This is a genomic window from Flavobacterium sp. W1B (assembly GCF_047344965.1).
Taxonomy (GTDB): domain Bacteria; phylum Bacteroidota; class Bacteroidia; order Flavobacteriales; family Flavobacteriaceae; genus Flavobacterium.
The window spans coordinates 47338-61328 of sequence record NZ_CP178845.1 but is presented as its reverse complement, the minus strand read 5'-3'; the positions used below and the strand labels follow the sequence as shown (position 1 = coordinate 61328).

Here is a 13991-nt window from a genome sequence, read left to right as displayed (position 1 = left end):
TTATATTGTATGTTACTAAAGTTTAGCAGTTTTATCTGAAGAATCATTTTTATTAATTAAAAGATAGGAGATGATGAAAACCATTAACATAAAACGAATTTATGATAACAAAAAAGCTGATGGGAGTTATCGGATTTTGGTGGATAAATTGTGGCCACGTGGTATAAAAAAATCAGACTTGGATTTTGACGAATGGGATAAAGATATTGCGCCATCGGCTGCACTCAGAAAATGGTTTGGACATAAGCCAGAACGTTTTGAACAGTTTACAGAATTATATAACGAGGAACTTTCGCATAAGCAAGAAAGACTGACAAAGATTAAGGAATTGGCCAAAACCACAGTTGTAAGCTTATTGTATGGTGCGAAAGATCCAAAAATAAACCATGCGATTGTTTTATTGAATAATTTAGAAAAATAAAGTTTGGATCTTGAATTTTTGAGCTTCTACAAATAATTCTAATTTTTTTACCTTTCCGGTAGAATTTCATAACTCTTTTAGTGATCTCTTTACTTTTGTAATCATACAAGCTGCTGAGTTTTCGGAAAAGAGATGCAAATGAGTTGATAAAAAATTCGTGCATTGATTTTGTATGTTTTAATATTTTTAATTGGTATTAAATTGTTGATTTTGTGTTGTTTAAGCTTGTTTTTTTCATAACTTCGTTTTGCTTCAGTTGGGTTGACTTATTTCCAGTTTCCTAAACTGATGGTAAGTGGCTCTAAAGTTGAGCACAACTTTGATTAACACTTTGTAAATAAGTGGTTGAACCATTAAAAGATAAAATAAATTAAGGTCGGATGGTTCGTCATTAGTTGCTTTTTTATGATTTTAATTTTAAAAACAAATAAAAATGACAGCAAACAAAAATCCGTTTACTTGGCTCGAAATCTATGTAGAAGATTTAGCAAGAGCACAAAAATTTTACGAAACCGTACTGCAAATTGAAATGGTAGCAATGCCAATGCCCGAAGGTATGGACGATTTTCAAATGATAAGTTTTCCTTGGGCAGAAGGCAAACCAAATATCAGCGGAGCATTAGTGAAATCAGAGATGATGAAACCCTGTGCCAGCGGAACTTTAGCATATTTTACTTGTGAAGATTGTGCTACTGAAATAGCAAGAGTTACTGCAGCAGGAGGAAAAGTGTGTAAGGAGAAATTCTCAATAGGTGATTACGGTTTTTGCGGAATTTGTACTGATACCGAAGGTAATTCAATTGGATTCCATTCGATGAAATAAACCATTGAGAAATGAGGATGATTAAGACTAAAAGTTTAATTTTCTTAATTTCAAGGTGTTTTTTAATCAAATTTCAATTACAAAATTATGGCACAAGATTGGACATCATTTAAGATGAATATCGGCGTAAAAGCTAGCTTACAAGAAATGTATGATGCTTGGACAAAATCGGATAAAATGGAACAATGGTTCTTGGCTAGTTGTAAATATAGTGGCGAAAATCAAAACATTGATCAAAACCAAAATGCAATAGCAGGAAATACATACGAGTGGACTTGGTTTTTGTACGATGGAATAGAAAAAGGAAAAATCGTAGCAGCCAACGGAAAGGATTTCTTTCAATTTACTTTTGCAGGAGAATGTTTGGTTGACATTGAGCTTACCCAAAAAGGCGAATATGTATTGGTTACATTGACACAAAAGAATATTCCTACTGATGAAAAATCTAAATTCAACATCCGTATTGGTTGTGTAGAAGGTTGGACATTTTTTTTGACCAATTTAAAATCGGTTTACGAAAACTGCTCCGACTTAAGAAATAAAAATCCTGAATTAAAAGGAGTGAACGGTTAGTGGAATAATTTCGATAGAACCAAATCGGGGATTATTCTTTACATATTAGTAGAAGGAGATCAAAGTTGATAAAGCGGAAGTAAGTTTCCGTTTTTTTTGTTTTGAATCGTGATCTCTTTCTTTTGAAGGAAAATAACCTAATTACTTCTTGGACTTTATCTATGTTGAATATTGTTTATAATCAGTATAATAGTTGTCTGTTTTGATACTTTAAATTGATTATTTGTTTAACTTAGATACTGTTTTCCAGTGCTATATGTTTTTGTAGCTTGCATAATTCAAGTTAATTACTTTCCTGCATATGCCAATTTTTAAACTTAATTCTAGTTTATAGCTGTTGAAAAACAACTCGCATAAATCATTGTATAACATCTTAAAAAATCATCTAGAATGAAAACACAAAATGTTAGCCAAAAATTAATCAGTTCGCATCTCATTTCTGGGGAAATGAATCCCGGAACCGAAATCGGGTTAAAAATTGATCAGGTATTGCAACAAGATGCTACCGGAACATTGGTAATGCTTGAGTTGGAAGCTTTTAATTTAAAAAAAATCAAGCCCGAAATAGCTGTTCAATATGTAGATCACAATTTGCTTCAGGCCGATTATAAGAATATGGATGATCATTTGTTTTTGCAGTCCGCTGCGGCGCGTTTTGGATATTGGTTCAGCAGACCTGGAAATGGAATCAGTCATGTTGTACACATGGAACGATTTGGAAGACCGGGCAAAACATTGTTGGGTTCAGACAGCCATACTCCGGCGGGAGGCGGCATCGGAATGCTCGCCATCGGTACAGGCGGACTGGATGTTGCCCTTGCTGCTGCGGGCGAACCCTATTATGTGAAAATGCCAAAAATTATGGGTGTCAAACTCATTGGGAAATTACCTGATTGGGTGAGTGCTAAAGATGTTATTTTGGAAATACTCCGCCGATATGATGTCACTGGCGGACGCGGTTATATTCTAGAATATTATGGTCCCGGTTTGAAATCGCTCAGTGCTTGGGATCGTCATGTTATTGCCAATATGGGCACGGAAACCGGTGCTACAACTTCGGTATTTCCCTCGGATGAAATCACACGCGAATTCCTTAAGCAGGAAGGAAGGGAGGAACAGTGGATTGAACTCGAAGCTGATGAAGGCGCAACCTATGATAAAAATATAGAAATTGATTTAGCTGCTTTAGAACCTTTAATAGCACTTCCTGGTAGCCCCGGAGATGTTGTTCCAGTGCGGGAAGTTAGCGGATTAAATGTGCAGCAAGTCGTTATAGGTTCTTCTGCAAATCCGGGATTACGAGATTTTTGGATTGTATCCCAAATTGTAAAAGGTAAAGCGGTTTCTCCGGATGTTTCTCTCGATATCAATCCTTCTTCTCGTCAAATGTTGGAAAGCCTGACCGATATGGGGGCTCTTGGTCCTTTGATAGTTGCCGGGGCACGCCTTCATCAATCCGGTTGCATGGGATGTATCGGTATGGGACAGGCTCCTGCTACCAATACAATAAGCCTCCGAACCATGCCCCGTAATTTTCCAGGGCGCTCTGGGACACTCGATGATAAAATATACCTATGTAGCCCAGAAACTGCCGCAGCTTCTGCACTTGTGGGGAAAATTACCGATCCAAGAGAACTCGAGAAAATATTGAATATTCCTTATCCAAAATGGATAGAACCCACCCAAATAAAGATCAACAAACAGATGTTAATTGCTCCAAATGGGACGACTACCCAGTTAATCAAGGGACCGAACATTAAAACACTTCCTAATTTTGAAGAACTGCCCGATGTACTGGAAATCCCCATTCTATTGAAAATGGGAGGCGATATTTCTACAGATGGAATTTTGAAAGCGGGTGCCGATGTACTCCCATTGCGCTCCAATATCCCTGAAATAAGTAAGTACTCCTATTATGCTATTGATCCGACATTCTATGATCGAGCCGTTCTAAATCAAAAAACACATCAGGGTTATTGCGTTGTTGCCGGAGAAAACTTCGCGCAGGGTTCAAGCAGGGAACATGCGGCTTTAGCTCCTAAATACCTTGGCCAAAAGTTTGCCATTGCCAAATCGTATGCCCGTATAGGCTGGCAGAACCTGATTAATTTTGGTATTATTCCTTTCGAATTCAAGAATGCGGCAGATTATGACAAGCTAGAGCAAGGCGATGTTTTACGTATACAGGATTTAAGGGCTGCTATTCTTAATAAAGATTCGATAATAGCTATAGTAGTGGGAAAAGAGATTGAAATTCCGCTTACATATAGTATTAGTGAAAGACAAACTCAAATTATTCTAAAAGGCGGTGTTATTAATTATGTGAAACATGCCTTAAGATAAAAGCTTTGTTATTTATTGTAAAGTCAGCTAGCTGTAAGTCCTATCAATATGGAGAATCTAAAAGATTTTTGGGAAGCAAAGACTGTAAAAGGACAAATAATAAATTTTCGTACTTATGAAAAGTAGTTATACCTATATATAGCAGCTGTTTCCTGCTATTCGCTGCAATCTGCCTAGCCGAACACCGGCTGGGCAGGATTTCTCCCGACGCTTCGGGACTATCAAGGCTAGGGAGCGGCTTTTATTAATACGTATCGGTTTATCTAGAGAAATCGAACTATAAAGACTGCTTTGATTGGTTTAAAAAGGAGATTTCGATAATATTACCTAATCTTTATCCTTATTATATAGTAGTGAATAGATGAAGTAATAGTTGTATTGAGGTATTTTGTATTAAAATCTGCTTCTGTCAAGCCTTCTTTTCCTTCGGAGAGGGCAGGGAGAGAGAAATAGTTTTTGTTTCAAAAACCACGTTTTCAGTGGTTTAAGATTAAAGTTAATAAAAGTTAAAAAAAAGGGGTTTAAAAAGCTTGAATACCCAGATAAAGGTGGTAGTTTTGCACCCGCAACAGCGACAAACGTTCATTAAAACACTGACAGCGATTATTTGATTTAGGGATTTAGTTTTCTAAAATAAAAGTCAAAAAAAGCTTGTGAGATTTGAATTTGCTTGTTATCTTTGCACCCCGCAAAATACGCAAAGTTCTTTGAGAGATTGGTAAGAGAGAATAAAGAAAACGAAGTTTTAAAGCTTCAAAAAAACTTTAAATTTTTCTTGCGAGATTAAAAAGAAGTTGTACTTTTGCACCCGCTTCGAGAAACACATTTAGATGTGAAGAACGAGACGAAAAAACGATAAGACACGTTCCTAGACATATTGAATTGACAGCCGTTTTAAGAGAGATCTTAAAACAAAAGAATAAGAGTAATAGAATCGATAGATTTGAAAAAACCGATAGATCTTCAGTCGAATAAAAACAGAGAATCATTTATGGTTCTCGCATAATATACGATGAAGAGTTTGATCCTGGCTCAGGATGAACGCTAGCGGCAGGCTTAACACATGCAAGTCGAGGGGTATAGTTCTTCGGAATTAGAGACCGGCGCACGGGTGCGTAACGCGTATGCAATCTACCTTTCACAGAGGGATAGCCCAGAGAAATTTGGATTAATACCTCATAGTATTATAGGATGGCATCATTTTATAATTAAAGTCACAACGGTGAAAGATGAGCATGCGTCCCATTAGCTAGTTGGTAAGGTAACGGCTTACCAAGGCTACGATGGGTAGGGGTCCTGAGAGGGAGATCCCCCACACTGGTACTGAGACACGGACCAGACTCCTACGGGAGGCAGCAGTGAGGAATATTGGACAATGGGCGCAAGCCTGATCCAGCCATGCCGCGTGCAGGATGACGGTCCTATGGATTGTAAACTGCTTTTGTACGAGAAGAAACACTCCTTCGTGAAGGAGCTTGACGGTATCGTAAGAATAAGGATCGGCTAACTCCGTGCCAGCAGCCGCGGTAATACGGAGGATCCAAGCGTTATCCGGAATCATTGGGTTTAAAGGGTCCGTAGGCGGTTTAGTAAGTCAGTGGTGAAAGCCCATCGCTCAACGGTGGAACGGCCATTGATACTGCTAAACTTGAATTATTAGGAAGTAACTAGAATATGTAGTGTAGCGGTGAAATGCTTAGAGATTACATGGAATACCAATTGCGAAGGCAGGTTACTACTAATATATTGACGCTGATGGACGAAAGCGTGGGTAGCGAACAGGATTAGATACCCTGGTAGTCCACGCCGTAAACGATGGATACTAGCTGTTGGGAGCAATCTCAGTGGCTAAGCGAAAGTGATAAGTATCCCACCTGGGGAGTACGTTCGCAAGAATGAAACTCAAAGGAATTGACGGGGGCCCGCACAAGCGGTGGAGCATGTGGTTTAATTCGATGATACGCGAGGAACCTTACCAAGGCTTAAATGTAGATTGACCGGTTTGGAAACAGACTTTTCGCAAGACAATTTACAAGGTGCTGCATGGTTGTCGTCAGCTCGTGCCGTGAGGTGTCAGGTTAAGTCCTATAACGAGCGCAACCCCTGTTGTTAGTTGCCAGCGAGTCATGTCGGGAACTCTAACGAGACTGCCAGTGCAAACTGTGAGGAAGGTGGGGATGACGTCAAATCATCACGGCCCTTACGCCTTGGGCTACACACGTGCTACAATGGCCGGTACAGAGAGCAGCCACTGGGTGACCAGGAGCGAATCTATAAAACCGGTCACAGTTCGGATCGGAGTCTGCAACTCGACTCCGTGAAGCTGGAATCGCTAGTAATCGGATATCAGCCATGATCCGGTGAATACGTTCCCGGGCCTTGTACACACCGCCCGTCAAGCCATGGAAGCTGGGGGTGCCTGAAGTCGGTGACCGCAAGGAGCTGCCTAGGGTAAAACTGGTAACTAGGGCTAAGTCGTAACAAGGTAGCCGTACCGGAAGGTGCGGCTGGAACACCTCCTTTCTAGAGCTTGAATGTTAGTAGCAATACACTTTCAAGAAAGAAGACGAAAAGAGATATTGGAAAAATATCTAAAGAATTTATTACTCTTGCTGTTAGTTCAAATAATACAATTTAAGAATAAGAGTGTCTCGTAGCTCAGCTGGTTAGAGTACTACACTGATAATGTAGGGGTCGACAGTTCGAGTCTGTCCGAGACAACTATTTACACTTAAATACAAAGAAGAATCTAGAGTTAGCAATTCACAACTCATTTGGATGTAAAGTAAAGTTACTGAAAACTGAATACTGAACACTGCCAACTGTATTGGGGGATTAGCTCAGCTGGCTAGAGCGCCTGCCTTGCACGCAGGAGGTCAACGGTTCGACTCCGTTATTCTCCACAAATCAGTTGATTTGGTTTTTTGGTCATTCGTTTATTCGAATCACGAATCCATAAATCCACAGATAACCGTTCATTGACATATTGAGATAAGAAAAATATTAAAAAGTAGAAAGCGTTTTTTACTATTTATAGTAAAAGACAAACAAAAACGGTCTTAATTAAATTTAAGATTGGTACAATAAGCAAAATAAGGGCGTATGGGGGATGCCTTGGCTCTCAGAGGCGATGAAAGGCGTGATAAGCTGCGAAAAGCTACGGGGACGGGCACACACCGATTGATCCGTAGATACCTGAATGGGGCAACCCACTATGTTGAAGACATAGTACACCGATAGGTGGGCAAACCCGCTGAACTGAAACATCTAAGTAGGCGGAGGAGAAGAAAACAAAAGTGATTCCGTAAGTAGTGGCGAGCGAACGCGGATTAGCCCAAACCAATGTTGTTACGGCAATGTTGGGGTTGTAGGACCACGACATTTCTTGCACAAGGAACTAGAATCTACTGGAAAGTAGAACCAAAGAGGGTGATAGTCCTGTATAGGTAACGAGTGTAAAGGATAGTGGTATCCTGAGTAGGGCGGGGCACGTGAAACCCTGTCTGAATTTGGCGGGACCATCCGCTAAGGCTAAATACTCCTGAGAGACCGATAGTGAACCAGTACCGTGAGGGAAAGGTGAAAAGAACCGTGAATAACGGAGTGAAATAGATCCTGAAACCATACGCTTACAAGCGGTCGGAGCCCTTTCGTGGGGTGACGGCGTGCCTTTTGCATAATGAGCCTACGAGTTAACGTTGCTGGCAAGGATAAGTGGTTAAGCCACGGATCCGTAGCGAAAGCGAGTCTGAATAGGGCGCTTTAGTCAGTAGTGTTAGACGCGAAACCGTGTGATCTACCCATGGACAGGTTGAAGCTGTGGTAACACACAGTGGAGGACCGAACCCGTTGACGTTGAAAAGTCTTGGGATGATCTGTGGGTAGGGGTGAAAGGCCAATCAAACTCGGAAATAGCTCGTACTCCCCGAAATGCATTTAGGTGCAGCGTTATGCGTAAAGTTATATAGAGGTAGAGCTACTGATTGGATGCGGGGGCTTCACCGCCTACCAATTCCTGACAAACTCCGAATGCTATATAATGTTTCATAACAGTGAGGGCTTGGGTGCTAAGGTCCAAGTCCGAGAGGGAAAGAACCCAGACCATCAGCTAAGGTCCCCAAATATATACTAAGTTGAAAGAACGAGGTTTGTCTGCCCAGACAGCTAGGATGTTGGCTTGGAAGCAGCCATTCATTTAAAGAGTGCGTAACAGCTCACTAGTCGAGCGGACGAGCATGGATAATAATCGGGCATAAGTATATTACCGAAGCTATGGATTTAGAGTTTACTCTAAGTGGTAGGGGAGCATTCTAACAGGGTAGAAGGTGTATCGTAAGGTATGCTGGACTGGTTAGAAAAGAAAATGTAGGCATAAGTAACGATAATGCGGGCGAGAAACCCGCACACCGAAAGACTAAGGTTTCCACAGCTATGCTAATCAGCTGTGGGTTAGTCGGGACCTAAGGCGAACCCGAAAGGGACAGTCGATGGACAACGGGTTAATATTCCCGTACTACTGTTAACTGTGATGGGGTGACGGAGTGATGAAAGTGCCGCGAACTGACGGAATAGTTCGTTGAAGTACCTACCTATAAGACCCGCAGGCAAATCCACGGGTTTTGGGGAAATACGATAGTACTCGGCGTCTTCGGACAAAGAGATAGTGCACCTAAGGGCTTCCAAGAAAAACCTCTAAACTTCAGGTTAATAGTACCCGTACCGCAAACCGACACAGGTAGTCGAGATGAGAATTCTAAGGTGCTCGAGAGATTCATGGCTAAGGAATTAGGCAAAATAGACCCGTAACTTCGGGAGAAGGGTCGCCAGCAGCAATGCTGGCCGCAGTGAAGAGGTCCAGGCGACTGTTTATCAAAAACACAGGGCTCTGCAAAATCGTAAGATGAAGTATAGGGCCTGACACCTGCCCGGTGCTGGAAGGTTAAGAGGAGATGTTATCTTCGGAGAAGCATTGAATTGAAGCCCCAGTAAACGGCGGCCGTAACTATAACGGTCCTAAGGTAGCGAAATTCCTTGTCGGGTAAGTTCCGACCTGCACGAATGGTGTAACGATCTGGACACTGTCTCAGCCATGAGCTCGGTGAAATTGTAGTAACGGTGAAGATGCCGTTTACCCGCAGTGGGACGAAAAGACCCTGTGCACCTTTACTATAGCTTAGTATTGACCTTGGATAAATGATGTGTAGGATAGGTTGGAGACTGTGAAGTGGCGTCGCTAGGCGTTGTGGAGTCATTGTTGAAATACAACCCTTTGTTTATCTGAGGCCTAACCCCGTTTTGCGGGGGACATTGCTTGGTGGGTAGTTTGACTGGGGTGGTCGCCTCCAAAAGAGTAACGGAGGCTTCTAAAGGTTCCCTCAGTACGCTTGGTAACCGTGCGTAGAGTGCAATGGCATAAGGGAGCTTGACTGAGAGACATACAGGTCGATCAGGTACGAAAGTAGAGCATAGTGATCCGGTGGTTCCGCATGGAAGGGCCATCGCTCAAAGGATAAAAGGTACGCCGGGGATAACAGGCTGATCTCCCCCAAGAGCTCATATCGACGGGGGGGTTTGGCACCTCGATGTCGGCTCGTCACATCCTGGGGCTGGAGAAGGTCCCAAGGGTTGGGCTGTTCGCCCATTAAAGTGGCACGCGAGCTGGGTTCAGAACGTCGTGAGACAGTTCGGTCTCTATCTACTGTGGGCGCAAGAAATTTGAGTGGATCTGATTCTAGTACGAGAGGACCGAATTGGACAAACCTCTAGTGTATCTGTTGTCACGCCAGTGGCACCGCAGAGTAGCTACGTTTGGAAGGGATAAGCGCTGAAAGCATATAAGCGCGAAACCCACCACAAGATGAGATTTCTTTTAAGGATCGTGGGAGATGACCACGTTGATAGGCTATAGATGTAAAGGCAGTAATGTCATAGTCGAGTAGTACTAATAATCCGTAAGCTTATGTACACCTTTTCCTCCGGGGTAACCCGGAGGAAGAAACTTTCTAAATAAATACTTTTTTCTTTATCTCAGTATGTTAAGATATTGTGTAATGTTGATCCATAAATAATGGATTACCCATTGCAAAACGACCTTAAGGTGGTTATTGCGGCGGGGCTCACCTCTTCCCATCCCGAACAGAGAAGTTAAGCCCGCCTGCGCAGATGGTACTGCAGTTATGTGGGAGAGTATGTCGTCGCCTTTCTTTAGAAAAGCCTGTCTGAAAAGACAGGCTTTTTTGTTTTTATAGCATCGAAGTGTTTGTCTAAGGGCTCGGTTCGACGTATTTGTTTAATCTGGACCTGTTTTAGATTCTGTAAAACCCTCTATCCAATCGGATAGAGGGTTTTTTTGATTGGAATTATTAAATAGTGATTGATCAAGTCTAAAAGTTGTGGAGCAGTAAACATTGGATATATTTTAGTTAGTTTAAAAAGGACAGATTCAATGTTTTTGGCTCCTTTGAACTGTGATCTAAAAGGTTTAATTTTTGTATTATAAGATTCCGTTGAAGCATTTATAATTTCATTATTAAAATAGTTTACTATTGACTGATAATGTTTTTTTATTTTTCTAGATATAGTATTAAATGATTTGAATTCAGATTGGCTTTCCTTTTCGTGCTACTTGGCTAATTTGGATGAGTCGTATATTTTTCGGTTGTGTTTTCGAGGATATTTCGTAGGTCTTGTACTTGATTGTTTGCCTTTTCAATATTAAGATATAAAGTAAATAATAGTGTAGCGCGTTCTTGTTAGTTTTTAGATCATTTTGATTTGTTTTTATTCAAGGCATGCAACTTCTAGCTTGTAATCGCTTAACGGTATTTCTATTTAAGAGTATCTTTGGCTGAAAACTTATTTTTGTTTTCATGGCTTTTCAATAGTATCATTTTCTAAATCAATGGCTATTCATCGGTGTTTGATTCTGATTTTTTACAAAGACTCTAAGGCGAGTTTTTGTACAGGAAATCGTTAGGTAACTCTCAAAGTGTTAAAAAAACATTTCTTAGCAATGAGCCTCATATTTGCCTTTCTATATAGAGTTGTTTTTTCTTTGTTTATGAGTGTCTGGGTTTTTGGTTATTATCTTTAATTTGAATATGTGAATTCGGTAAAAAACGTTTTTAAAATTTTTAGAGACGATTAAAACTGCATTAAGTCCTCTTAATTTGAATCAAAACTTATAATTGTGTCTTTATTATAAGGTAGTATTGATTGTTAAAAAGCCTTGCTGGGGCTGTGTTTTCGTCAGCTAGCAACATAATAAGGTTGTAATCCGTGAAACGCTGAAAAAACTTTTTGTTTCAAAAACCACGTTTTCAGTGGTTTAAGATTAAAGTTAATAAAAGTTAAAAAAAAGGGGTTTAAAAAGCTTGAATACCCAGATAAAGGTGGTAGTTTTGCACCCGCAACAGCGACAAACGTTCATTAAAACACTGACAGCGATTATTTGATTTAGGGATTTAGTTTTCTAAAATAAAAGTCAAAAAAAGCTTGTGAGATTTGAATTTGCTTGTTATCTTTGCACCCCGCAAAATACGCAAAGTTCTTTGAGAGATTGGTAAGAGAGAATAAAGAAAACGAAGTTTTAAAGCTTCAAAAAAACTTTAAATTTTTCTTGCGAGATTAAAAAGAAGTTGTACTTTTGCACCCGCTTCGAGAAACACATTTAGATGTGAAGAACGAGACGAAAAAACGATAAGACACGTTCCTAGACATATTGAATTGACAGCCGTTTTAAGAGAGATCTTAAAACAAAAGAATAAGAGTAATAGAATCGATAGATTTGAAAAAACCGATAGATCTTCAGTCGAATAAAAACAGAGAATCATTTATGGTTCTCGCATAATATACGATGAAGAGTTTGATCCTGGCTCAGGATGAACGCTAGCGGCAGGCTTAACACATGCAAGTCGAGGGGTATAGTTCTTCGGAATTAGAGACCGGCGCACGGGTGCGTAACGCGTATGCAATCTACCTTTCACAGAGGGATAGCCCAGAGAAATTTGGATTAATACCTCATAGTATTATAGGATGGCATCATTTTATAATTAAAGTCACAACGGTGAAAGATGAGCATGCGTCCCATTAGCTAGTTGGTAAGGTAACGGCTTACCAAGGCTACGATGGGTAGGGGTCCTGAGAGGGAGATCCCCCACACTGGTACTGAGACACGGACCAGACTCCTACGGGAGGCAGCAGTGAGGAATATTGGACAATGGGCGCAAGCCTGATCCAGCCATGCCGCGTGCAGGATGACGGTCCTATGGATTGTAAACTGCTTTTGCACAGGAAGAAACAACTCTACGTGTAGAGTCTTGACGGTACTGTGAGAATAAGGATCGGCTAACTCCGTGCCAGCAGCCGCGGTAATACGGAGGATCCAAGCGTTATCCGGAATCATTGGGTTTAAAGGGTTCGTAGGCGGTTTAGTAAGTCAGTGGTGAAAGCCCATCGCTCAACGGTGGAACGGCCATTGATACTGCTAAACTTGAATTATTAGGAAGTAACTAGAATATGTAGTGTAGCGGTGAAATGCTTAGAGATTACATGGAATACCAATTGCGAAGGCAGGTTACTACTAATATATTGACGCTGATGGACGAAAGCGTGGGTAGCGAACAGGATTAGATACCCTGGTAGTCCACGCCGTAAACGATGGATACTAGCTGTTGGGAGCAATCTCAGTGGCTAAGCGAAAGTGATAAGTATCCCACCTGGGGAGTACGTTCGCAAGAATGAAACTCAAAGGAATTGACGGGGGCCCGCACAAGCGGTGGAGCATGTGGTTTAATTCGATGATACGCGAGGAACCTTACCAAGGCTTAAATGTAGATTGACCGGTTTGGAAACAGACTTTTCGCAAGACAATTTACAAGGTGCTGCATGGTTGTCGTCAGCTCGTGCCGTGAGGTGTCAGGTTAAGTCCTATAACGAGCGCAACCCCTGTTGTTAGTTGCCAGCGAGTCATGTCGGGAACTCTAACGAGACTGCCAGTGCAAACTGTGAGGAAGGTGGGGATGACGTCAAATCATCACGGCCCTTACGCCTTGGGCTACACACGTGCTACAATGGCCGGTACAGAGAGCAGCCACTGGGTGACCAGGAGCGAATCTATAAAACCGGTCACAGTTCGGATCGGAGTCTGCAACTCGACTCCGTGAAGCTGGAATCGCTAGTAATCGGATATCAGCCATGATCCGGTGAATACGTTCCCGGGCCTTGTACACACCGCCCGTCAAGCCATGGAAGCTGGGGGTGCCTGAAGTCGGTGACCGCAAGGAGCTGCCTAGGGTAAAACTGGTAACTAGGGCTAAGTCGTAACAAGGTAGCCGTACCGGAAGGTGCGGCTGGAACACCTCCTTTCTAGAGCTTGAATGTTAGTAGCAATACACTTTCAAGAAAGAAGACGAAAAGAGATATTGGAAAAATATCTAAAGAATTTATTACTCTTGCTGTTAGTTCAAATAATACAATTTAAGAATAAGAGTGTCTCGTAGCTCAGCTGGTTAGAGTACTACACTGATAATGTAGGGGTCGACAGTTCGAGTCTGTCCGAGACAACTATTTACACTTAAATACAAAGAAGAATCTAGAGTTAGCAATTCACAACTCATTTGGATGTAAAGTAAAGTTACTGAAAACTGAATACTGAACACTGCCAACTGTATTGGGGGATTAGCTCAGCTGGCTAGAGCGCCTGCCTTGCACGCAGGAGGTCAACGGTTCGACTCCGTTATTCTCCACAAATCAGTTGATTTGGTTTTTTGGTCATTCGTTTATTCGAATCACCGAATCCATAAATCCACAGATAACCGTTCATTGACATAT

At 41.5% G+C, this 13991-nt stretch carries 4 protein-coding genes, 4 tRNA genes, 4 rRNA genes and 1 pseudogene; 12 read left to right on the top strand and 1 reads right to left on the bottom strand.

Going from position 1 to position 13991, the window contains the following annotated elements; translation table 11 throughout:
- Positions 1-70 precede the first annotated feature (70 nt).
- From ACMDB5_RS00290 to rrf, 9 genes are all read left to right on the top strand, one after another.
- Positions 71-421, top strand: coding sequence for a DUF488 domain-containing protein (locus tag ACMDB5_RS00290; RefSeq protein ID WP_413999046.1), 351 nt, complete (start codon positions 71-73; stop codon positions 419-421).
- Positions 422-854: 433 nt separating this feature from the next.
- Positions 855-1244 carry a VOC family protein gene (locus ACMDB5_RS00285; RefSeq protein ID WP_413999045.1) on the top strand — a complete coding sequence of 130 codons (390 nt, stop codon included), beginning with the start codon at positions 855-857 and terminating at the stop codon, positions 1242-1244.
- A gap of 87 nt (positions 1245-1331) precedes the next feature.
- Positions 1332-1817 (top strand): SRPBCC family protein, encoded by a 486-nt coding sequence (locus ACMDB5_RS00280; RefSeq protein WP_413999044.1) that lies wholly within the window; start codon positions 1332-1334, stop codon positions 1815-1817.
- A gap of 390 nt (positions 1818-2207) precedes the next feature.
- Positions 2208-4160, top strand: a complete 1953-nt coding sequence (locus ACMDB5_RS00275; protein ID WP_413999043.1) for an aconitate hydratase — start codon at positions 2208-2210, stop codon at positions 4158-4160.
- Between the two features lie 1009 nt (positions 4161-5169).
- Positions 5170-6683, top strand: a 16S ribosomal RNA gene (locus ACMDB5_RS00270).
- Between the two features lie 124 nt (positions 6684-6807).
- Positions 6808-6881: transfer RNA gene (locus tag ACMDB5_RS00265), tRNA-Ile, on the top strand.
- Between the two features lie 108 nt (positions 6882-6989).
- Positions 6990-7063: transfer RNA gene (locus ACMDB5_RS00260), tRNA-Ala, on the top strand.
- A 178-nt stretch (positions 7064-7241) separates the two neighbouring features.
- Positions 7242-10125: ribosomal RNA gene (locus ACMDB5_RS00255) — 23S ribosomal RNA — on the top strand.
- A 128-nt stretch (positions 10126-10253) separates the two neighbouring features.
- Positions 10254-10363: ribosomal RNA gene (gene rrf, locus ACMDB5_RS00250) — 5S ribosomal RNA — on the top strand.
- A gap of 121 nt (positions 10364-10484) precedes the next feature.
- On the opposite strand, the pseudogene ACMDB5_RS00245 reads toward rrf, so the two are convergent.
- Positions 10485-10757: pseudogene (locus tag ACMDB5_RS00245) on the bottom strand (transposase); the annotation flags it as partial.
- A gap of 1255 nt (positions 10758-12012) precedes the next feature.
- Between ACMDB5_RS00245 and ACMDB5_RS00240 the strand changes: the two are divergent.
- From ACMDB5_RS00240 to ACMDB5_RS00230, 3 genes are all read left to right on the top strand, one after another.
- A 16S ribosomal RNA gene (locus tag ACMDB5_RS00240) occupies positions 12013-13526 on the top strand.
- Together the 16S, 23S and 5S rRNA genes with 4 tRNA genes alongside form the textbook arrangement of a ribosomal RNA operon.
- A 124-nt stretch (positions 13527-13650) precedes the next feature.
- Positions 13651-13724 (top strand) — tRNA-Ile (locus ACMDB5_RS00235).
- Positions 13725-13832: 108 nt separating this feature from the next.
- A tRNA-Ala gene (locus tag ACMDB5_RS00230) sits at positions 13833-13906 on the top strand.
- Positions 13907-13991: the final 85 nt, after the last annotated feature.